Below are 20,463 nucleotides of genomic sequence, written 5' to 3'. Positions count from 1 at the left end.
CCCGAGGAACTCCACACCTCAAGGATGCGGCATCGGCGACGAAACAAGCAGCGGCGGGCATCCGACGCCCCGCCCACCGCGTGGCGGGCGGGGAACGCGGGGCCCCCGCGGCAGCACACTCAGCGGACCAGACCCCAGCGGAAACCGAGCGCCACCGCGTGTGCCCGGTCCGAGGCGCCGAGCTTCTTGAAGAGGCGCCTGGCGTGCGTCTTGACGGTGTCCTCGGAGAGGAAGAGCTCGCGCCCGATCTCCGCGTTAGACCGGCCGTGGCTCATGCCCTCGAGGACCTGGATCTCACGCGCGGTGAGGGTGGGCGCGGCGCCCATCTCGGCCGAGCGCAGTCTGCGCGGGGCGAGCCGCCACGTCGGGTCGGCGAGCGCCTGGGTGACGGTCGCGCGCAGCTCGGCGCGCGAGGCGTCCTTGTGCAGATAGCCGCGGGCCCCGGCGGCGACCGCGAGGGCGACCCCGTCCAGATCCTCGGCGACGGTGAGCATGATGATGCGCGCACCGGGGTCGGCGGACAGCAGCCGCCGGACGGTCTCGACGCCGCCGAGGCCGGGCATGCGTACGTCCATCAGAATCAGGTCCGAGCGGTCGGCGCCCCAACGGCGGAGCACTTCCTCGCCGTTGGCCGCCGTCGTCACGCGCTCGACACCGGGCACGGTCGCGACCGCGCGGCGGAGCGCCTCTCGGGCAAGCGGGGAGTCGTCGCAGACGAGGACCGATGTCATGAGTGTCCTCCGCGGCTCTCACAGCTGCTGCGCGTCACCTTGAGCCTCCAGGCTGGTACATATTCGTCACCTGTGCGGTTGACGCTCTCGGACACCTGCCCGAGCGCTTGTTCTTTCAACCGCCTCGCACTCTCAACGACGGTCACCCGAAAGAGTTACGGGGCAGTCAGCCACCTTCGGCACTCTACGTGAGGGCGCGGACACAGCGGAGAGCGCGCGGAAGACCCTCAACCTTTCATCACAAGCTATGCCCCATTTAGCGGCTTTTCTTCCCTTTTCCTGGTGTCTATGGCTAGATTCGCAATGAGTCATATTTTCATCTCCTTAGACAGTAGATGTACGGTCATGGGCACCGTATCCGCGTCAGAACGGCACCAAGGGGACCAGCAATGGCAGATTTCTCCCGCCTTCCCGGACCGAACGCAGATCTGTGGGACTGGCAGCTACTCGCGGCCTGCCGAGGGGTCGACAGCTCGCTCTTCTTCCATCCGGAGGGCGAACGGGGAGCGGCGCGCAGCGCGCGTGAGAACTCCGCCAAGGAGGTCTGCATGCGGTGCCCGGTACGCGCCGAGTGCGCGGCTCACGCGCTGGCGGTGCGCGAGCCGTACGGCGTGTGGGGCGGCCTCACCGAGGACGAGCGGGAAGAGCTCATGGGGCGGGCGCGCAACCGGCTGGTCACGGCGTCCGCGCCGGCGCCGGTGGGCAGAGCTGTGTCGCACAGCTGAAGGAACTGAAGGAGCTGAAGGAACTGAAGGAACGTTTCTTCGAACAGGCTCTCCGGCGGGCGGGCCGCGGAACAACCTCGGGCGGCTTCCGCCCTACTGGCGGGCGGCAGCCCGCGCGAGATGGTCCAGCGTGGCGGCGACGGCCGGCACCTGCGCCAGATCCGGCAGCGTGAGCGCGACGATCTCCCGCTGCACGGCGGGCTCCACCGTCACGGTGCGTGCACCCTTGGGGCGCACCGACTCGATCGCGAGTTCGGGCAGCACCGCCACTCCGAGACCGGCGCCCACCAGGCCGATCACCGCGGGATAGTCGTCGGTCGCGAAATCGATCCGGGGCACGAAGCCCGCGCTCTCGCAGACCTCCACCAGTTGCCTGCGGCAGCGGGGGCAGCCCGCGATCCACGACTCCTCGGCGAACTCGCCGATGGTGACCGAGTCCGCCTCGGCGAGCCGGTGCCCCTCGGGCACGAGACCGACGAGCCGGTCCGCGAGCAGCGGACGCACGATGAGGTCGCCCCACTCCTCGGCGGCCGTCGCCCCTTCGTACCGGAACGCCAGGGCCACGTCGCAGTCGCCCTCGCGCAGCATCTCCACCGAGCGCGGCGGCTCGGCCTCCACGAGGGAGACGCGCGTGCCGGGGTGGGCCGCGCGCAGGGCGGCGAGGGCGCAGGGGACGAGGGTGGAACTGCCGCTGGGGAAGGAGACGAGCCGGACCCGGCCGGCGCGCAGGCCGGCGATCGCGGCGACCTCCTCCTCGGCGGCGGTGAGCCCGGCGAGGATGCCCGAGGCGTGCCTGACCAGGGCCTCACCGGCCTGGGTCAGGCGCATCTCACGGCCGGTGCGGATCAGCAGCGGCGTGCCGGTCGAGGATTCGAGTGCCTTCATCTGCTGGCTGACGGCGGGCTGGGTGCAGCCGAGCTCGCGGGCCGCGGCCGAGAAGGAGCCGGTGGCGGCCACGGCGCGCAGGACACGGAGGTGACGGGCCTCGATCATGGCGACGAGCATAAGCGACGCTTGGACACATCACGAAATATTGCCGCGCGGCTTTGAGGGTGACTCGCCTAGCCTTCTCGCATGGAGCTTCTTTCGGTGAACGCCGGCCGTCGCACGGCCGTCGAGTACGCCGCTTCCCCCTCGGGCACCACCGGCATCGACAAGCGGCCGGTGCGCGGCCCCGTCCTCGTGAGCGCGCCCGGCGCGAAGGGGGTCGGCGGGAGCGGCGTGACCGGTGACGAGATCAGCAATCTGCGCCACCACGGCGGGAACGACCAGGCGGTGTACGCGTACGCCCGCGAGGACCTCGACGCGTGGGAGCGGATACTCGGACGGCCCCTGCCCCACGGCTCGTTCGGCGAGAACCTCACGACGTCCGGCGTCGACGTGAACGGCGCGCGGATCGGGGAGCGCTGGCGGATCGGCGCCGATCTGGTGCTCGAAGTGACGAGCGGGCGCATTCCGTGCCGTACGTTCCAGGGTCACCTCGGCGAGTCGGGGTGGATGAAGCGGTTCACCGGGGAGGGTGCTCCCGGCGCGTATCTGCGGGTGCTCGAACCGGGCACGATCCGGGCCGGCGACTCGGTCCGTATCGTGCACCGGCCGGAGCACGACGTCACCGTCGGCCTGCAGTTCCGGGCCGTCACCACGGAGCGGTCGCTGCTGCCGCGGCTGCTCGCGGCGGGCGACGCCCTGCACCCGGAGACCGCGGAACGCACCCGCACGTACCTGGCGCGGCACGGCGCCCCGACCGCGTGAGACGGATCGGTGAGCGTCCGCGCAACACGGCGGTCACGCGATCTCACTAGCCTTGGGCCATGACTACGGCTCTGATTACGGGATCAACCGCCGGTATCGGCGCCGCCTTCGCGCGGCGTCTCGCCGGTGACGGGCACAACCTCGTCCTGGTGGCTCGCGACACCAAGCGGCTGCGCGAGCAGGCGACCGAGCTGCACGACCGGCACGGCATCGAGGCGGAGGTGCTGACCGCGGACCTCTCCACGGACACGGGCATCGAGTCCGTCGCGAAGCGGCTCTCCGACCGCAGGGACGCGGTCGACCTGCTGATCAACAACGCGGGCTTCGGCAACAAGGGCCGGTACCTGGAAGTCCCGATGGCCGACGAGCTGACCATGCTCAAGGTGCACTGCGAGGCGGTGCTGCGGCTGACGTCGGCCGCGGCGGAGGCGATGCGGGAGCGCGGGCGCGGTGGCGTGGTGAACGTCGCGTCGGTGGCGGCGTTCGTGCCGCGCGGCACGTACGGGGCGTCGAAGGCGTGGGTCGTGCAGTTCACCCAGGGCGCGGCGAAGGACCTGGCCGGCTCCGGGGTGCGGCTGATGGCGCTGTGCCCCGGCTTCGTACGGACCGAGTTCCACGAGCGCGCCGGGATGGGCACGTCCAACATCCCCGGCTGGATGTGGCTCGACGCGGACAAGCTGGTCGCGACGGCGCTCACCGACCTGGCGCGGGGCAAGACGCTCTCCGTCCCGGACCCGCGGTACAAGGCGCTGATGGGCGTGGTGAAGGTGACGCCGCGGAACCTGCTCGGCGGCGTGACGTCCCGGACGGGCCGCAAGTACGGGCCGCAGTAGGGCTGCGGGGCCCTACGGGTGCGGGGTGTGTCTGCCGGGTTGCGCTCCCTTGCCGGGTGCGGGTCGCCTTCGGCTGGCCGCGCGGTTTCCCGCGCCCCTGGAGGGGCGCAGCCCCATCAAGGGGCGCGGGGAACTGCGCGAGGACGGACCACGGTCCGCGGACGGCAACGCCACAGGCACCCGGCAGACGCCGGCAGACGCATCCCCGAAAAGGCCTGAGGCCCGGCTCCCAGTACAGGGAGCCGGGCCTCGGGCAACTCAGGTCAGTGCGAGTGACCGTGGCCGTGGCCGTGACCGGCCTCCGCCTCTTCCTCCGCCGGCTTCTCGACGACCAGGGTCTCGGTCGTCAGGAGCAGGGAGGCGATGGACGCGGCGTTCTCCAGCGCGGAGCGGGTGACCTTGACCGGGTCGATGACGCCGGCCTTGACCAGGTCGCCGTACTCGCCGGTCGCGGCGTTGAAGCCGAAGCCCTTCTCCAGCTCGGCCACCTTGGAGGTGATCACGTAGCCCTCGAGGCCGGCGTTCTCGGCGATCCAGCGCAGCGGCTCGACGGCGGCGCGGCGGACGACGGCGACACCGGTGGCCTCGTCGCCCTCCTTGCCGAGGTTGCCATCGAGGACCTTGACGGCGTGCACCAGAGCGGAGCCACCACCGGAGACGATGCCCTCCTCGACCGCGGCGCGGGTCGCGGAGATGGCGTCCTCCAGACGGTGCTTCTTCTCCTTCAGCTCCACCTCGGTGGCGGCGCCGACCTTGATGACGCACACGCCGCCGGCCAGCTTCGCGAGGCGCTCCTGGAGCTTCTCGCGGTCCCAGTCGGAGTCCGTGGCCTCGATCTCGGCCTTGATCTGGGCGACGCGGGCGTCGGCGTCGGCCTTGTTGCCGCCGCCGTCGACGATCGTGGTGTCGTCCTTGGTGATGGTGACGCGGCGGGCGGTGCCGAGCACGTCGAGGCCGACCTGGTCGAGCTTGAGGCCGACCTCTTCGGCGATGACGGTGGCGCCGGTGAGGGTGGCCATGTCGCCGAGCATCGCCTTGCGGCGGTCGCCGAAGCCGGGAGCCTTCACCGCGACGGCGTTGAAGGTGCCGCGGATCTTGTTCACGACCAGGGTCGACAGGGCCTCGCCCTCGACGTCCTCGGCGATGATCAGGAGCGGCTTCGAGGAGTTGGCCTGGATGACCTTCTCGAGCAGCGGCAGCATGTCCTGGATCGACGAGATCTTGCCCTGGTGGATCAGGATGTACGGGTCGTCGAGGACGGCCTCCATACGCTCCTGGTCGGACACCATGTACGGCGACAGGTAGCCCTTGTCGAAGGCCATGCCCTCGGTGAAGTCGAGCTCCAGGCCGAAGGTGTTGGACTCCTCGACGGTGATGACACCGTCCTTGCCGACCTTGTCCATCGCCTCGGCGATGAGCTCGCCGACCTGCGGGTCCTGGGCGGACAGACCGGCGACGGCCGCGATGTCGGCCTTGTCGTCGATCGGGCGTGCGGTGGCGAGGAGCTCCTCGGAGACGGCCTTGACGGCGGCGTCGATGCCCTTCTTCAGGGCGGCCGGGGAGGCGCCGGCGGCGACGTTGCGCAGGCCTTCCTTGACCAGGGCCTGGGCGAGCACGGTGGCGGTGGTGGTGCCGTCACCCGCGATGTCGTTGGTCTTGGTCGCCACCTCCTTCACCAGCTGGGCGCCGAGGTTCTCGTACGGGTCGTCGAGCTCGACCTCACGGGCGATGGTGACGCCGTCGTTGGTGATGGTCGGCGCGCCGAACTTCTTGTCGATGACGACGTTGCGGCCGCGGGGGCCGATCGTCACCTTGACCGTGTCGGCAAGCTTGTTGACGCCGCGCTCAAGGGCGCGACGGGCGTCCTCGTCGAACTTCAGGATCTTCGCCATGGGAGCGATTCAGCCCTCTCGAAAACTCGGGTGAACGAACTGCGCCCCTCGCCGCCCGGCAAAGAGCGGGGTGACCAGGGGCGCAACTCAAAAGCAAAATCTGCTGGTGAAGCAGGTGCAGCAGGTGAAGCGGTGAACTACTTCTCGACGATCGCGAGCACGTCGCGAGCCGAGAGGACGAGGTACTCGTCGCCGTTGTACTTCACCTCGGTGCCGCCGTACTTGCTGTACAGAACGACGTCGCCGACCTGCACGTCGAGCGGAAGGCGCTCGCCGTTCTCGAAGCGGCCCGGGCCCACGGCGAGGACAGCACCCTCCTGGGGCTTCTCCTTCGCGGTGTCCGGAATGACCAGGCCGGAGGCCGTGGTCTGCTCGGCGTCGAGCGGCTGGACCACAATGCGGTCCTCGAGCGGCTTGATGGCAACCTTGGAGCTGGCGGTCGTCACGATCCGGTCTCCCCCTTCGGAGATCTCACGGGGTTAAGAGTCTGAGTGTGGCGACCAGGTGGATCCGTCGTCGCGGGTGCCGGACCTGCCCGTCGCTGTTGGCACTCTCCAATGGGGAGTGCCAGAAGTGAGACTAGGACGGGGATTAGCACTCGGTCAAGCGGAGTGCCAATCGGCTGCGTCGGGCTTCAGTCGATGTTGGTGCCCCTGGGCGGGGCGGGCGGCGATTTTTCCCTGTCGGGGCAACGGTTCTCGGGGGCTTTGGGTTCCCCTCCCGCGACTTGTGGGCGCCCTGATTCACGTTGCTCGGCACCGGGGGCTGTGCCCACCCGTTCCGCCCAGCGGAACGCCTGCCCACAGCGGGGGGCGCCAGGGGTCGCCGTGGGGCGGGGGGCGCCAGGGGCCACTGTGGAGTGGAGGGTGCCGGGCGGGGTGGTGCGGTGGTGCGGGGGGATCTTCTGGGTTGCCTTTCTGCCCAGGCGTTCGATTGGATCCACTGATTCCGCGCAGCCCGCCAGCAGTGCGGGCGCGAGCACTCCGCACAGCAGGGCCCCGGCGAGGAGGCGGCGGCGCGCTCGCGCCCGGGGGCTCACAGGTAGTCCTCCAGCCTGGCCACCGCGTAGCCCCTGTCCGTGACGGTCTTCATGACCCGGCGGACCATGTCGGGCATGGTGCCCTCCCAGTCCTTACGCCCCCGGAAATGCGTGAGGATGATGTCGCCGGGGTGCAGGTCCTTGTCCCACTCGCGCCACTCCATGTGATCGGCGAAGCCCTCCGACGCCCACAGCGGCACCGCCTTGACGCCGCAGGACTTGGCGGCGCGCAGGGTGTCCTCGTTGTAGTTGCCGTAGGGCGGGCGGAAGAGCTCGGGGCGCTTGCCGTAGTGCTGCATGATGACGTCCTGCATGCCACAGATCTCGTGGCGCTGCTGCTCGTACGAGAGTCCGGGCAGGTAGCGGTGGTTGAGGGTGTGGTTGTTCAGGGTGACGCCGCGGTCCTGCATCTTCTTGAAGTAGCCGTAGTCCTTCTTGACGAGGTAGTCGCTGAGGAACGCGGTGTACGGAAGGTGCAGCTCGCCCATCATCCGCAGCAGCGCCGGGTCCTTCTCGGCGCCGTCGTCGATGGTCAGGAAGACGACCTTCTCCTTGGTGGGGACCGTCGTGAAGACCGGCGGCAGGCTCGACTGGCCCTTGACCTCGAAGCCCTTGCGGGTCGTGATGCGGGGCTTGGTCCTGGGCGGCGGGGGCGCGGCGAGCGGAGGCTTCGCAAGGCCCCAGCGCTTGGCCGCCGCGACCCGGGCGATCTGGACGGCGGCGAGTTTGCGGGCGTAGGAGTCGAGGGCGCGGGCGGGCGGGGCGTCGAGCGGCTGCTGGCCGGGTGCGGGCTCCACGCCGTCGCCCGCGGACGCGCAGCCCGACGCGATCGCCGAGGCGGTCAGGACGGCCACCGCGGCGCGCACCCGGTTCTTCCGTCTTCTGGCGTATTTTTCTTTTTGTCTTACCAGTTGCATGGCGCCGGATCCTCGCAGCTCAAGGTCGTGTCGGGGCTCCGACACCGCCACCGGCCGCGCACCATCCACCGACTGGCCCACAATGGGGCGGGTGAACGACCCGAACACGCCGAGCGGCCACGCGACCGACCTCGACGACCCCCTCGCCGCCTTCGCCGCCCTCCGCACCGAGGAGGGCCGGGCCCTGCTCGACGAGGTGCGGGACGTCGAGCCCGCGCAGGAGCTCGCCGTGGCGACGCGGCTGCGCCGCGAGCACCCCGCCGCCCTGGTCTCCGCGGCGCTGGCCCAGGCCCGGCTGCGGCAGCGGGCCGCGGCGAAGTTCGGCGCCGGGGACGCGGCCCGGATGTTCTTCACGCCGAACGGCGTCGAGCAGTCGACCCGCTCCTCCGTCGCCACGTACCGCGCCGAGCGCTTCAAGGCCCTCGGCGTGCGTTCGCTCGCCGACCTGTGCTGCGGCATCGGCGGCGACGCCCTCGCTCTCGCGCGGGCCGGCATCTCCGTCCTCGCCGTCGACCGCGCTCCGCTGACCTGCGCGGTCGCCCGCGCCAACGCGGAGGCCCTGGGGCTCGACGGGCTGATCGAGGTCCGCGAGGCCGATGTCACCGAGGTGGACACCTCGGCGTACGACGCGGTGTTCGTGGACCCGGCGCGGCGCTCCTCGGGGCGCGGCCGCATCTTCGACCCCGAGGCCTATTCACCGCCCCTGTCCTGGGCCGTCGGAGCGGCACTCAGGGCGCCGCGCGCCGCGCTGAAGATCGCCCCCGGCATCCCGCACGAGGCGGTCCCCGCCGAGGCCGCGGCCGAGTGGATCTCGGACGGCGGCGACGTGAAGGAGGCCGTGCTGTGGTTCGGCACGAAGGCCCCCTCCTCGCACCGCGCGACGCTCCTGCCCGGCGGCGCCTCCCTGTGGTCCTCGCTGGCGACGATGCTGCCCGACCCCGGCGTACGACCCGTCGGGCGCTACCTCTACGAGCCGGACGGCGCCGTCATCCGCGCGCACCTGGTCGCCGAGGTGGCCGCCCGGGTCGACGGCGGCCTGATCGACGAGACCATCGCGTACGTCACCTCCGACACCCTGCACGAGACCCCGTACGCCACCGCCTACGAGATCACCGACCAACTCCCCTTCAGCGTGAAGAAGTTGAAGGCGGTGCTGCGGGAGCGCGGGGTCGGCATCCTCACCGTGAAGAAGCGCGGCTCCGCCGTCGAGCCGGAGGAGCTGCGGCGCAAGGTGAAGCCGCAGGGGAAGAACGCCGCGACCGTCTTCCTGACCCGGGTGGCGGGCGCGCCGACGATGCTGATCGGGCACCCCGCTCCGGGCGTGCGGCCCTGACAGGGCCGGCTCAGAGCCGGCAGGAAGCCGCCCGCGCGAGGAGCAGCTCCCGTTCCCGCTCGTTGCGCGCAAGCGACGCCGCCCGCTCGAACTCCGCGCAGGCCTCGGCCGGCCTGCCGAGCCGCTCCAGGAGGTCGCCGCGGACGCTGGGTAGCAAGTGGTAGTCCTTCAGCGCCGGTTCGGCGGTGAGCGCGTCGACGAGCGAGAGGCCCGGCTCGGGCCCCTGCGCCATCGAGACCGCGACCGCGCGGTTCAGCTCGACGACCGGGGAGGGGGTGCGGGCGGCGAGCAGGCCGTAGAGCACGGCGATCTGCTGCCAGTCGGTCTCCGCGTACGTGTGCGCCTGGGCGTGGCAGGCGGCGATCGCGGCCTGGAGGGCGTACGGGCCGAGCGCCCGGGAGGAGTCCGCCGCGTCGTGGGCCCGTGCCAGGGCCGCGTAACCGCGCCGGATCAGCATCCGGTTCCAGCGGGCCCTGTTCTGGTCCTTCAGCAGCACCGCCTCGCCGGAGGGGCCCGTGCGTGCCGCGGAGCGCGACGCCTGCAGCTCCAGGAGCGCGGCGAGGCCGTGCACTTCGGACTCCTTCGGCATGAGGCCCGTGAGCACCCGTGCCAGGCGCAGGGCGTCCTCGCACAGCGCCGGGCGCAGCCAGTCGTCGCCCGCTGTGGCCGCGTACCCCTCGTTGAAGATGAGGTAGATGACTTCGAGGACCGAGTGGAGGCGGGTCGCGCGCTCCGGGCCGCTCGGGACCTCGAAGGCGATGTCCTTGGTGGCGAGGATGCGCTTGGCCCGCACGATGCGCTGTGCGACGGCCGATTCGGCGGCGAGCACGGCGCGGGCGACCTCCCCGGTGGTCAGGCCGCCGAGCAGCCGGAGCGTGAGCGCCACCCGGGCCTCGGCGGAGAGCAGCGGGTGACAGGCGGTGAAGATGAGGCGGAGCAGGTCGTCGTCGATGTCGTCGGGGTCGTCGATGTCGTCGGGGGCGGCGGGCTCGGCCACCCGCGCCTGGGTGGTCTCCAGGTCGCGGCCGACCTCCGCCAGCTTCGCTGCGTAGCGCTCGCGGCGGCGTACGAGATCGATGGCGCGGTGTTTGGCGGTGGCCATGAGCCAGGCGCCCGGGTTGTCGGGGACGCCCTGCTCGGGCCACTGTTCGAGGGCGGCCACGAGGGCGTCCTGCGCCAGTTCCTCGGCGATGCCGACGTCTCGTACGATCCGCGTGACACCGGCGATGATGCGCGGCGACTCCATGCGGAAGACGGTCTCGACGGTGTGGCGGGGCTGCCGCTCCGGCGATGTGCGGCGGGGGTGCTCCGGCGGATGGCTCACGGCCACCCATCAGAACACCCCCGCGCACCCCCCGCAAAGGCTGGGACCCGCCGACCTGGACCGGTCGGATCCGAACGAAATCCGAACGACAGACGCTGGCCAGGACGCAACGGGCGGACTAGCCCTCCTCGATCTCCCTGACCTCCGCCGTGACCGTCCAGTAGTCCTCGTGGGTCTTCAGGAAGCGCTTGGTCCACTCGACCGCCTCGGCCATGTCCTTGGCCTGACAGATCGAGTAGCCGCCGACGACCTCCTTGGTCTCGGTGAACGGCCCGTCGGTGACGGACAGCTCGCCCTTGTCCCAGGTCACCCGGGAACCCTCCGAGGTCGGCCGCAGGCCCGCGGTGTCGAGCAGCACCCCGGCCTTCGTGATCTCTTCGAGCAGCGCGCCCATGCGCTCCTGCAGCTCGGGGCTCGGGCCGCCCTCGGGGGCGTTGTTCTCGTCGATACGGATCATCGTCAGGTAGCGCGGCATCGCGGTCTCCCATCGGGTGGTGGCGGGGCTTCTCCTCGCCTCTCACCCCTGCGTCGAACGGGAGACGCCCGTTTCGACATCGTCGCCGAGATTTCTCGAAGTTTCTTCTCCGCGCAGGTCACAGGCGGGTGCTTCCGGTGCTCCGAGGGGCTGTGCCAGGCTCGTCCGCATGCCCTTCGACCACAACGACCACTACCATCGCCTCCTGTTACGGAGCCTGCCGCCGCACGGCCGCACCGCTCTCGACGTCGGCTGCGGCACCGGTCGCTTCGCCCGCCGTCTCGCGGCGCGCGGTTACGAGGTCGACGGCGTCGATCCCTCGGCCGCGGTGGTCGCGGAGGCCGAGGCCCTCGGTGGAGGGCCCCGCTACCGTCGGGCGGACGTGACCGGGGAGGAGCTTCCCGGGGGCCACTACGACGTCATCACCTGCCTGGCGAGCCTGCACCACATGCCGTTCACCACCCTCACGCGCCTGCGCGACGCCCTCGCGCCGGGCGGCGCCCTGCTCGTCCTCGGCTGTTACGCCGGGATGACGCGGTGGGACGTCGTGGCGTCGCCCGCCAACGCGGTGGCACGGGCGACGGTGTACGCGACGGAGCGCCTGCGCGGCACGTACACGCCCTCGCTCAAGCCCCCCGTGCGCCCGCCGGACATGCGGCTCCCGCAGATCCGCGCCGAGACGGCCCGTCTCCTGCCCGAGGCCCGCGTACGCCAACTGCTCTTCTGGCGCTACCTGCTGACCTACCGCAAGCCCGCCGCGGCCTGACCGCGCCTGCGGCTAACCGCCCTCGACCGACTCGAACCGCCACCGGTGCACCGCCCGCGTGACCAGCTCCGCCGGGGGCTCGGGCAGCTCGGGCAGCGCGTCGTCGAGAGCCGCGTCCCACCAGGTGATGACGAGCACCCGGTCCTGCGGCGCCCGGAAGGCCTCCCGGCGCAGCGGCCCGCGCCCGCCGTCGAACCGCTGCTCCCGCGCCCACGCGAGGAGTTCGGCCCCTTGCCCCTCGACGGCACGGGCCTCCCACATCAGCGCGACGGTCACGAGTACAGGTTCTCCTTGCTGACCTCGTGCACGTGGTCGTGGTCGTGGCTGTGGGTGTGCCCCGGCACGTGCGGCTCCGTCACCGGCAGCGAGGAGTCCGCCGACAGGTCCCATGACGAGGCAGACCGGTTGCGCGCCACCATCTCCGCGCCGAGGGCCGCGACCATCGCGCCGTTGTCCGTGCAGAGCTTGGGGCGCGGCACGCGCAGCCGGATGCCGGCCTTCTCGCACCGCTCCTGCGCGAGCGCCCGAAGGCGCGAGTTGGCGGCCACGCCTCCGCCGATCATGAGGTGGTCGACGCCCTCGTCCTTGCAGGCGCGCACGGCCTTGCGGGTCAGTACGTCGACGACCGCCTCCTGGAAGGACGCCGAGACGTCCCGCACCGGCACCTCCTCGCCCGCGGCCCGCTTCGCCTCGATCCAGCGGGCGACGGACGTCTTGAGCCCGGAGAAGGAGAAGTCGTACGGGGCGTCGCGCGGGCCGGTGAGCCCGCGCGGGAAGGCGATGGCCGTCGGGTCGCCCTCGCGCGCGTACCGGTCGATGACGGGGCCGCCCGGGAAGCCGAGGTTCAGCACCCGCGCGATCTTGTCGAAGGCCTCGCCCGCCGCGTCGTCGATGGTCGCGCCGAGCGGGCGTACGTCCGAGGTGATGTCGGCGGAGAGCAGCAGCGAGGAGTGGCCGCCGGAGACCAGGAGCGCCATGGTCGGCTCGGGCAGCGGCCCGTGCTCCAGCTGGTCCACGCAGATGTGCGAGGCGAGGTGGTTCACGCCGTAGAGCGGCTTGCCGAGGGCGTACGCGTACGCCTTGGCGGCCGAGACGCCGACGAGGAGCGCGCCCGCGAGGCCCGGGCCCGCGGTGACCGCGATGCCGTCGAGGTCCTTCGCGCTGACGCCCGCTTCCTTCAGGGCGCGCTCGATGGTCGGCACCATCGCTTCGAGGTGGGCGCGGGAGGCGACCTCGGGGACCACGCCGCCGAAGCGGGCGTGCTCGTCGACGCTGGAGGCGATGGCGTCCGCGAGCAGCGTGGTGCCGCGGACGATGCCGACGCCGGTCTCGTCGCAGGAGGTCTCGATGCCGAGGACGAGGGGTTCGTCGCGCAGGTCAGCCATGAATCTCGGTTCCTTGTACGCCTGATACGGAAGTGGAGGGATCGGTGCGGCGCATGACCAGGGCGTCCACGTTGCCGGGCTGGTAGTAGCCGCGCCGGAAGCCGATGGGCTCGAAGCCGAAGCGCTCGTACAGCTTCTGCGCCCGGGTGTTGTCGACCCGCACCTCCAGCATCACCTCGGCGCACTCGAAAGCGGTCGCGGCCTGGAGCAGGTCGGTGAGGAGGCGGGCGCCGAGGCCCGTGCCCCAGTGGTCGCGGGCCACGGCGATGGTCTGGACGTCCGCCAGGTCCCCGGAGGCGGCGAGCCCCGCGTACCCGACGAGGCGGTCGCCGTCCATGGCCACCACGTAGCGGCGGGTGGCGAGGGGGCCGCGCGCGTGGGCGAGCTCGGACCAGAACATCCCGCGCGACCAGGTGTCGTCCGGGAAGAGCTCCTTCTCCAGGGCGAACACCGCGTCAATGTCCCACCAGCGCATCTCGCGCAGCACGGCGGCCTCGGTGGTCCGGATCACCTGGGTCACTTGGGGGTGACCACCTTGTAGTTCTTGGGCACCTGCGCGTCGGGGCGGCGCAGGTAGAGCGGCCTGGGCTCCAGGAGCTCCGCGCCGGCCGCGAGCCGCTCGGCGGCCAGGGAGGCGAGCGCGGCGGCCGAGACGTGCTCGGGCCCCCGGGCGTCGGGGAAGGTGTCGGGGTAGAGCAGCGCGCCGGCGCCGACCGCGGGGAGGCCCGCGACCTCGGCGGCGATGTCCCCGGGCCGGTCGACGGCCGCTTCACCCGTACGGGTGCGCGCGTCGTCGTACCGGGCCCAGTAGACCTCCTTGCGCCGGGCGTCGGTGGCCACCACGAAGGGGCCTTCCTCGATGCCGGACGCGTACGCGAGGCCGTCCAGCGTGCACACACCGTGCACGGGGACGCCGAGCGCGAGGCCGAACGTGTCGGCGGTCATCAGGCCGACGCGCAGGCCGGTGTAGGGGCCGGGGCCCACCCCGGCGACGATGCCGGTCACCGCGTCGAGCCCGAGGCCCGCGTCGGCGAGTACCCGGTCGACGGCCGGAAGCAGCAGTTCTCCGTGGCGCCGGGCGTCGACCTGGGTCGACTCCGCGATGACGGCGGAGCCGTCGTGGAGGGCGACGGTGACGGCGGGCGTTGCGGTATCCAGAGCGAGCAAGAGCACGCGAACAGCCTACGGCTCCCGGGCGCGGCGCACGGCCGGACCGGCATCAGAGCGGCGCCGCGCCGGCGGCGGACCGGCGCGGGGTGCGGTTGCCCCGGGTTGGGGCGCGGCTGCTGCTACCGTCAACACGGCAGCCGTACGCGGTACGAAAAGGTGGGTGGCGCAAGGTGTCCAGGAGCAGCTCGGGATTTGTGGCCGGGCTCACCGCCGCCGCACTCGCGGCGGTCGGCTTCCTCGCCTATCAGGCCTCGGCCAGCGCATCGGACCACCAGGCCAAGGACCCCGGCAAGCGCTCCCCCTCGGCCGCCGCGCCGCGCTCCCCCAAGGAGAAGGCGGACCCGAAGGCGGTGCCGGCGAACTCCGGGTCGGGGCAGCGCGTCGTGTACTCGGTGGGCGAGGACCGCGTCTGGCTGGTCGAGGAGTCCGGGAAGCTGCTGCTGACGTACGAGGTCACGCCGGGCACGGTCGACCCGCCGCCGGGCACCTACACCGTCACTTCCCGCAACGGCTCCGTCATGGGCACGGACGGCACGGCGGTCGAGCACGTCGTGCGGTTCACGGCCGTCGGGCCGACCTCGATCGGCTTCAGCGCGGCGGTCAACGGCGCTACGCCGAAGCCGGACCCGGCGAAGAAGACCGGCGGCATCCGCGAGTCGCGGGAGGACGGCAAGGCGATGTGGGAGTTCGCGACGCGCGACCGGAAGGTCGTCGTCATCCCCTGAGCGGCCTGTGACACAGGCCCTCAGAGCCTGTCCGCGCGCCGGGCGGGCCGCCGCTTCGCGGCAGGGGCCGCGTCCTCCGTGGCCGGGTGGCACGGCGGCGTGGAGACCGCCGTCGCCGCGGCGCAGGACGCCAGCAGATCGCTCATCGACAGCTGTGCGGGGCCCGGTGCGACCGACGGCCGCGGCAGCCGGTGCGACTGCGGCCTTACGTCGTGTTCTGAAGCCGACATGGATGCCTCCTGGGCTCCGGGGGCAGACATGGTTAGGTAGACCTAACCAGGATCTCCATCCATGTGACCACGCGCGACGCACACAGCGCAACATTTTGCCGACGACTTGTCGGAACGTTCGGGCGAACGTACGAGGGCGGCCCGCGGGAGCACGGGCCGCCGGGGCGTGGGCGGGGGCTCGAAGACGGGCTCTCAGGCCGCCAGCGACTCCAGGTCGGCGTCCGCCCACCGCTGCCCGAGCCCGGTGAGCGTCACCTCGCGCACCTCGTCCGTCGTGTCCCCGGTCGCCCGGTCGATGACGACGTGCAGCCGGTCGTCCGAGAGCTCCTCGACCTTGCCGTCGCCCCACTCCACGACGATCACCGATTCGGGGAGCGAGACGTCGAGGTCCAGGTCCTCCATCTCGTCGAGCCCGCCGCCCAGGCGGTACGCGTCGACGTGCACGAGGGCGGGCCCGGCGCCGAGCGGCGGGTGGACACGGGCGATGACGAAGGTCGGCGACGTGACGGCGCCGCGCACGCCGAGGCCCTCGCCGAGGCCGCGGGTCAGCGTCGTCTTGCCGGCGCCGAGCTCGCCGGTGAGCATGACGAGGTCGCCGGGGCGCAGGAGTTTGGCCAGGCGGCGGCCCAACTCGCCCATCTGGCGGGGGGAGTTGACCGTGAGGTTGAGTACGCCGGTGGGGGCCTGGTGGTGCGGTGCTTCCATACCGACCACGGTAGCGGCTGGCGGGGCCCGCCCGGTCCGTCCTCGCCTCGCCCGCGCCGCCTCAGCCGCCCGTGCCGCCCGCGCGGTCGGCCGTCCGTACGGCCCCCGCCCGCACGAGCAGGTCCGCGAGGCGGTCCATGACCACCTCCGGGTGCTCCAGCATGACCAGGTGCCCGGCGTCCGGGACCAGGACCAGTTCGGCGTCGGGCAGCCGCTGGGCGATCGCCTCGCTGTGCTCGCTCGGCGTGACCAGGTCCTTGTCACCGGCGAGCACGAGCACCGGCAGCTCGGCGAAGTGCTTCAGCGCCTCCGCCTTGTCGTGCTCGGCGAAGGCCGGGTAGAACTCCGCGACCACGTCGATCGGGGTCGCCTCGATCATCCGCTCCGCGAACCGCGCGATGGCCGGGTCCACGTCCTTCTGCGAGAACGAGTAGCGCTTGATGACGCCCGCGAAGAGGTCAGCGGTGGCCCGCCGCCCCTTCTCCACCAGCTCGGCCTGCGAACCGAGCGCCCGCAGCAGGCCGGGCAGCACCCGCCGGACCGCGTTCATCCCCGCCACGGGCAGCCCGAAGTTCACCTCTCCGAGCTGCCCCGATGACGTGCCGACCAGGGCGACGCCCACGACGCGCTCGCGGATCAGCTCGGGGAACTGGTCGGCGAGGGCCATCGTCGTCATGCCGCCCATGGAGTGCCCGACGAGGACGAGCGGCCCCTCGGGCGCGGCGGCGTCGATGACGGCCTTCAGATCGCGCCCGAGCTGGTCGATGGAGACCGGCGCCTTCCGCTCGAGCTGGTCGACGCCGCGCCCCGAGCGGGCGTGGCTGCGCTGGTCCCAGTAGACGGCGCGCACGACGCCGCGCAGTGCGGCGCGCTGGAAGTGCCAGGAGTCCTGGTTCAGGCAGTAGCCGTGGCTGAAGACGACGGTGAACGGCGCGGGGGCCCGGCGGCCGAAGAGGCGCCGCCGCCGCGAACTCTGGCCGCTGCCCTCCTCGACCTCCTCGACCTCGTAGGCGAGCTCCGTGCCGTCGTCCGCGTACGCCGTGCCGGGCATGCCGCGCAGCGAGCCGTACGGCCCCGACGCGTCGAGCGCGAGCCGCGCCTTCTTGCGCATGCCGCGGCCCACGGTCATCCGCTCTATGGCGACACCGGCGGCCGCGCCCGCGGCGATGACGCCTATCGCGGCGCCCGCCACCCCGGCCCGGCGCCAGTTCCCGGCCGCGGCGGCGACCTCCGTCACCGCTTCCGCCGCGGCAGCCCCCGTGCTGCTCTCGCTCACGTGCCGCTCCTCGTCAGTTCCTGGTCAGTCGTCGGACCGCTCGTTCGCATAGACGCGCGGTACGCGCGATCCGATGCGGGTGACGATCTCGTAGGCGATGGTGCCCGCGGCCTGCGCCCAGTCCTCGGCGGTCGGCTCGCCGCGGTCGCCGGGGCCGAACAGCACGGCCTCGGCGCCCACTTCGGGCTCGTCCCCGCCGAGGTCGACCACGAACTGGTCCATCGCGATCCGGCCCGCCGCCGTCCGCAGCTTGCCGCCGACGAGGACGGGACCGCTGCCGGAGGCGTGCCGCGGGACGCCGTCGCCGTATCCGGCGGGGATCAGGCCTAGGGTCGTCGCACCGGGGGTGACGTAGTGGTGGCCGTAGCTCACGCCGTGGCCGGCCGGGGCGTGCTTCACGTGGGCGAGCGAGGCGGAGAGCGTCATGACGGGGCGAAGGCCGAAGTCCTGCGGGGTGCCCACCTCGGGGCTCGGCGAGACGCCGTACATCGCGATGCCGGGCCGTACGAGATCGAAGTGCGTCTCGGGCAGCGTCAGGGTCCCCGGGGAATTGGCGATGTGCCGCACCTCGGGGCGTATCCCCCGGGCCTCGGCGTACGCGACCATCTCGCGGAAGACCGTCAGCTGGGCGGCGACCGAGGGGTGGCCCGGCTCGTCGGCGCAGGCGAAGTGCGACCAGAGACCGGTGACCCGGACCAGACCGTCGGCCTCGGCGCGCAGGGACTCGGCGACCAGCTCGGGCCAGTCGGCCGGCATGCAGCCGTTGCGCCCGAGGCCTGTGTCGGCCTTGAGCTGGATACGCGCGGTACGCCCCGCCGCGCGGGCGGCGGCGCTCACCTCGCGCAGCGCCCACAGCGCGCTCACCGACATGTCCAGGTCTGCCTCGACGCCCTCGCGCCAGGGGCCGCCCGGCGTCCACAGCCAGCACATGATCCGCCCGGGTACGCCCGCCGCGCGCACGGCCAGGGCCTCCTCCGGTGTGGCGGTGCCGATCCAGGTGGCGCCCGCCTGCCTTGCGGCCTTGGCGCAGGGCACCATTCCGTGTCCGTACGCGTCCGCCTTGACCACGGCCATGAACGCGGCGTCCGGCGCGTGGGCGCGCAGCGAGCGCACGTTGGCGCGGAGGGCGGCGAGATCGATCTCGGCGCGGACACGGAAAGGGGCTGTCTCGTTCATCGCGGACCAGTGTCTCAGAGCCCGCCACCGGGCCCGGCGCCCGCGTGTTCGAGCGCCCGTGCCCGGCTACCCGGGCCGCCGGACCTCCCGCCACACCGCGGGAATCGCGTCGGCGACGTCCTGCGCGCTCGTGGGGGCGCCGTCCGCCGCGCGTCGTCCGGCGAGCCCGTGCAGGTACGCGCCGACGGATCCCGCGTCCCGCGCCGTCAGCCCCGCCGCGAGCAGGGACCCCGCGAGCCCGGACAGCACGTCGCCGCTGCCCGCGGTGGCGAGCCAGGCGGTCCCGGTGGGGTTGACGCGTACGGGGCCCCGCGCCGACGCCACCAGTGTGGTGGACCCCTTCAACAGCGCCGTCGCCCCGTACCGCCCGGCGAGCTCCCGTACGGCGGAGAGCCGACCCGCCTCGACCTGCTCGCGGTCCGCGCCGAGCAGCGCGGCGGCCTCTCCTGCGTGGGGCGTGAGCAGCGTGGGCGCGCGCCGTGCCCGTACGGCCCGCTCCCCCGCGAGCCGCAGCCCGTCGGCGTCGATCAGGACCGGCACGTCGGCGTCGACCACGTCCCGCAGCCGCTCCTCGTCGTCCCCGATCCCGGGCCCCACGACCCAGGCCTGCACGCGGCCCGCCTTCGACGGGGGCCCGGCGGACACCAGGGTCTCGGGGAAGCGGGCGATGACGGCGTCGGCGGCGGGCCCCACGTACCGCACGGCGCCCGCGCCGCCGCGCAGGGCGCCCGCCACGGCGAGCACGGCGGCGCCCGGGTACCTGGCGGACCCGGCGACGACCCCCACGACCCCGCGCCGGTACTTGTCGCTCTCGCCGCCCGGCACCGGCAGCAACCGGGCCACGTCGGCGAATTGCAGGGCTTCCACCTGGCACTCGCCGTCCGGGAGTTCGAGCCCGATGTCGACCAGCCGCACGGTACCGGCGTACTCCCGGCCCGGATCGATCAGCAGCCCCGGCTTGTACGCCCCGAAGGTCACCGTCACATCGGCGCGCACCGCGTCGCCCGGCACCTCGCCCGTGTCGGCGTCGACGCCACTGGGCAGGTCCACGGCGACGACCGTCGCCTCCCGCGCGGCGGCGACGAGTCGCGCGGCGCGCTCCCGGAGCCCGCCCCGGCCGCCGATGCCGACGATCCCGTCGACGACGAGCCTGGCGCGGGCCACCACGCCCTCGGCCCGCTCCTCACCGGCGTCCACCACCGCACCGCCGGCGGCGCGCAGTGCGGCGAGCCCGCCGGGGTGCGTGCGCTCCGGGGCGAGGAGCACGGCGCTGACGCCCGCGCCCCTGCGGGCGAGCCGGGCCCCGGCGTACAGGGCGTCGCCGCCGTTGTCACCGCTGCCGACCAGCAGGGTGACCCGTGCCCCGTACACCCTGCCGAGCAGGCGCGCGCACTCGGCGGCCAGGCCTGCCGCCGCGCGCTGCATCAGCACGCCTTCTGGCCCCTGGGCCATCAGCGTGCGCTCGCTCTCCCTGACATCTTCCACGCTGTACGCAGTCCGCATGGCCCCAGTCTCCCTCCGGGACCAGGAACAGACCCGCCGCTCCGCGACGGATGGGGCGGGTGGGTGGGCTGCCCCCGTCTCCCCTCAGCGGCTACGAACAGGCCCGCCGCTCCGCGGCGGATGCATCCCACCCACCCACCCGTTTGCCCCGCACCGCACGGCGGAAGTAGGGGCGGGCGGGTGGGCGTCAGCCCCGCATCGCACAGCGGAACAGGGCGGGTGGGTGGGCGTCAGCCCCGCTGCGAGCAGCGGAGCAGGGCGGGTGGGTGGGCGTCGCCCCGCATCGCACAGCCGGAGTCGAGGCAGCGAGCCCCCCCACCGGCCCGCAGCCGAGAACGGCCCCCGGGGCAGGTGCACCACCACCGGGCCGCGGCCGCGACCAGGTGCACCCCCACCGGGCCGCAGCCGCCAAACCGGCCGGAGGGGACGTGGGGGTATGTGCGAACGGAGCACCGAGCATCCTGTAGCCCCATTGTCCGGGCAGCGTGACGCAGGGATAGCGAGTA

The 20,463-nt window shown here is 72.6% G+C and carries 22 protein-coding genes; 6 read left to right on the top strand and 16 right to left on the bottom strand.

Annotated features, from left to right (window positions below; all coding sequences use genetic code 11):
• Positions 1-119: 119 nt before the first annotated feature.
• Positions 120-731: a response regulator transcription factor gene (locus ACFVYR_RS34385; protein ID WP_003948568.1), complete on the bottom strand. Its 612-nt coding sequence runs from the start codon at positions 729-731 to the stop codon at positions 120-122.
• A 389-nt stretch (positions 732-1,120) separates the two neighbouring features.
• Between ACFVYR_RS34385 and ACFVYR_RS34380 the strand changes: the two genes are divergently transcribed.
• On the top strand, positions 1,121-1,456 hold the full coding sequence (locus ACFVYR_RS34380) for a WhiB family transcriptional regulator (RefSeq protein WP_384250344.1): 336 nt from the start codon (positions 1,121-1,123) through the stop codon (positions 1,454-1,456).
• Positions 1,457-1,549: 93 nt separating this feature from the next.
• Here the strand turns inward: ACFVYR_RS34380 and ACFVYR_RS34375 are convergent, their stop codons facing one another.
• Positions 1,550-2,449 (bottom strand): LysR family transcriptional regulator, encoded by a 900-nt coding sequence (locus ACFVYR_RS34375; RefSeq protein WP_384250347.1) that lies wholly within the window; start codon positions 2,447-2,449, stop codon positions 1,550-1,552.
• Positions 2,450-2,530: 81 nt separating this feature from the next.
• Here ACFVYR_RS34375 and ACFVYR_RS34370 point away from each other — a divergent pair, with 81 nt between their 5' ends.
• On the top strand, positions 2,531-3,208 hold the full coding sequence (locus ACFVYR_RS34370; protein ID WP_384250350.1) for an MOSC domain-containing protein: 678 nt from the start codon (positions 2,531-2,533) through the stop codon (positions 3,206-3,208).
• A 59-nt stretch (positions 3,209-3,267) separates the two neighbouring features.
• Positions 3,268-4,041 carry an SDR family NAD(P)-dependent oxidoreductase gene (locus tag ACFVYR_RS34365; protein ID WP_384250353.1) on the top strand — a complete coding sequence of 258 codons (774 nt, stop codon included), beginning with the start codon at positions 3,268-3,270 and terminating at the stop codon, positions 4,039-4,041.
• Between the two features lie 263 nt (positions 4,042-4,304).
• On the opposite strand, the gene groL is transcribed toward ACFVYR_RS34365, so the two are convergent.
• From groL to ACFVYR_RS34350, 3 genes are all read right to left on the bottom strand, one after another.
• Complete coding sequence (groL, locus tag ACFVYR_RS34360) at positions 4,305-5,933, bottom strand: chaperonin GroEL (protein ID WP_384250356.1); 1,629 nt, start codon at positions 5,931-5,933, stop codon at positions 4,305-4,307.
• Between the two features lie 137 nt (positions 5,934-6,070).
• Complete coding sequence (gene groES / locus ACFVYR_RS34355; protein ID WP_384250359.1) at positions 6,071-6,379, bottom strand: co-chaperone GroES; 309 nt, start codon at positions 6,377-6,379, stop codon at positions 6,071-6,073.
• A gap of 589 nt (positions 6,380-6,968) precedes the next feature.
• Entirely contained in the window at positions 6,969-7,889 is a 921-nt protein-coding gene (locus tag ACFVYR_RS34350; protein ID WP_384250361.1) for a polysaccharide deacetylase family protein, read from the bottom strand.
• A gap of 82 nt (positions 7,890-7,971) precedes the next feature.
• Between ACFVYR_RS34350 and ACFVYR_RS34345 the strand changes: the two genes are divergently transcribed.
• Positions 7,972-9,222, top strand: coding sequence for a methyltransferase domain-containing protein (locus ACFVYR_RS34345; protein ID WP_384250364.1), 1,251 nt, complete (start codon positions 7,972-7,974; stop codon positions 9,220-9,222).
• 10 nt (positions 9,223-9,232) lie between these two features.
• Here the strand turns inward: ACFVYR_RS34345 and ACFVYR_RS34340 are convergent, their stop codons facing one another.
• On the bottom strand, positions 9,233-10,468 hold the full coding sequence (locus ACFVYR_RS34340; RefSeq protein WP_384250745.1) for an RNA polymerase sigma factor: 1,236 nt from the start codon (positions 10,466-10,468) through the stop codon (positions 9,233-9,235).
• A 196-nt stretch (positions 10,469-10,664) separates the two neighbouring features.
• On the bottom strand, positions 10,665-11,021 hold the full coding sequence (locus ACFVYR_RS34335) for a YciI family protein (protein ID WP_384250367.1): 357 nt from the start codon (positions 11,019-11,021) through the stop codon (positions 10,665-10,667).
• 169 nt (positions 11,022-11,190) lie between these two features.
• Between ACFVYR_RS34335 and ACFVYR_RS34330 the strand changes: the two genes are divergently transcribed.
• Complete coding sequence (locus ACFVYR_RS34330) at positions 11,191-11,787, top strand: class I SAM-dependent methyltransferase (RefSeq protein WP_384250371.1); 597 nt, start codon at positions 11,191-11,193, stop codon at positions 11,785-11,787.
• A 12-nt stretch (positions 11,788-11,799) separates the two neighbouring features.
• On the opposite strand, the gene ACFVYR_RS34325 is transcribed toward ACFVYR_RS34330, so the two are convergent.
• From ACFVYR_RS34325 to tsaB, 4 genes are read right to left on the bottom strand one after another with little or no spacing between them, the layout of a single operon-like run.
• Positions 11,800-12,063: a hypothetical protein gene (locus tag ACFVYR_RS34325; RefSeq protein WP_384250374.1), complete on the bottom strand. Its 264-nt coding sequence runs from the start codon at positions 12,061-12,063 to the stop codon at positions 11,800-11,802.
• Positions 12,060-13,172 (bottom strand): tRNA (adenosine(37)-N6)-threonylcarbamoyltransferase complex transferase subunit TsaD, encoded by a 1,113-nt coding sequence (gene tsaD / locus ACFVYR_RS34320; protein ID WP_384250377.1) that lies wholly within the window; start codon positions 13,170-13,172, stop codon positions 12,060-12,062. The genes ACFVYR_RS34325 and tsaD overlap by 4 nt, the downstream gene beginning before the upstream one ends.
• Complete coding sequence (rimI, locus tag ACFVYR_RS34315) at positions 13,165-13,647, bottom strand: ribosomal protein S18-alanine N-acetyltransferase (protein ID WP_384250748.1); 483 nt, start codon at positions 13,645-13,647, stop codon at positions 13,165-13,167. The genes tsaD and rimI overlap by 8 nt, the downstream gene beginning before the upstream one ends.
• A gap of 41 nt (positions 13,648-13,688) precedes the next feature.
• A complete protein-coding gene (tsaB, locus tag ACFVYR_RS34310) occupies positions 13,689-14,345 on the bottom strand; it encodes a tRNA (adenosine(37)-N6)-threonylcarbamoyltransferase complex dimerization subunit type 1 TsaB (RefSeq protein ID WP_384250380.1) in 657 nt (218 codons plus the stop codon).
• A gap of 167 nt (positions 14,346-14,512) precedes the next feature.
• Here tsaB and ACFVYR_RS34305 point away from each other — a divergent pair, with 167 nt between their 5' ends.
• Complete coding sequence (locus tag ACFVYR_RS34305) at positions 14,513-15,067, top strand: hypothetical protein (RefSeq protein ID WP_384250384.1); 555 nt, start codon at positions 14,513-14,515, stop codon at positions 15,065-15,067.
• 20 nt (positions 15,068-15,087) lie between these two features.
• On the opposite strand, the gene ACFVYR_RS34300 is transcribed toward ACFVYR_RS34305, so the two are convergent.
• From ACFVYR_RS34300 to ACFVYR_RS34280, 5 genes are all read right to left on the bottom strand, one after another.
• Positions 15,088-15,297 carry a hypothetical protein gene (locus tag ACFVYR_RS34300; protein WP_384250387.1) on the bottom strand — a complete coding sequence of 70 codons (210 nt, stop codon included), beginning with the start codon at positions 15,295-15,297 and terminating at the stop codon, positions 15,088-15,090.
• A 192-nt stretch (positions 15,298-15,489) separates the two neighbouring features.
• Positions 15,490-16,002, bottom strand: coding sequence for a tRNA (adenosine(37)-N6)-threonylcarbamoyltransferase complex ATPase subunit type 1 TsaE (gene tsaE / locus ACFVYR_RS34295; protein WP_384250390.1), 513 nt, complete (start codon positions 16,000-16,002; stop codon positions 15,490-15,492).
• 61 nt (positions 16,003-16,063) lie between these two features.
• Positions 16,064-17,278, bottom strand: coding sequence for an alpha/beta fold hydrolase (locus ACFVYR_RS34290; protein WP_384250392.1), 1,215 nt, complete (start codon positions 17,276-17,278; stop codon positions 16,064-16,066).
• A gap of 24 nt (positions 17,279-17,302) precedes the next feature.
• Positions 17,303-18,454, bottom strand: a complete 1,152-nt coding sequence (alr, locus tag ACFVYR_RS34285) for an alanine racemase (protein ID WP_384250395.1) — start codon at positions 18,452-18,454, stop codon at positions 17,303-17,305.
• 66 nt (positions 18,455-18,520) lie between these two features.
• Complete coding sequence (locus tag ACFVYR_RS34280) at positions 18,521-19,957, bottom strand: NAD(P)H-hydrate dehydratase (RefSeq protein ID WP_384250397.1); 1,437 nt, start codon at positions 19,955-19,957, stop codon at positions 18,521-18,523.
• Positions 19,958-20,463: the final 506 nt, after the last annotated feature.

It is taken from the genome of Streptomyces sp. NPDC058284, from assembly GCF_042881135.1.
GTDB lineage: Bacteria > Actinomycetota > Actinomycetes > Streptomycetales > Streptomycetaceae > Streptomyces.
The sequence above is the reverse complement of the archived record's forward strand: the minus strand, read 5'-3'. Positions and strand labels throughout refer to the sequence as shown.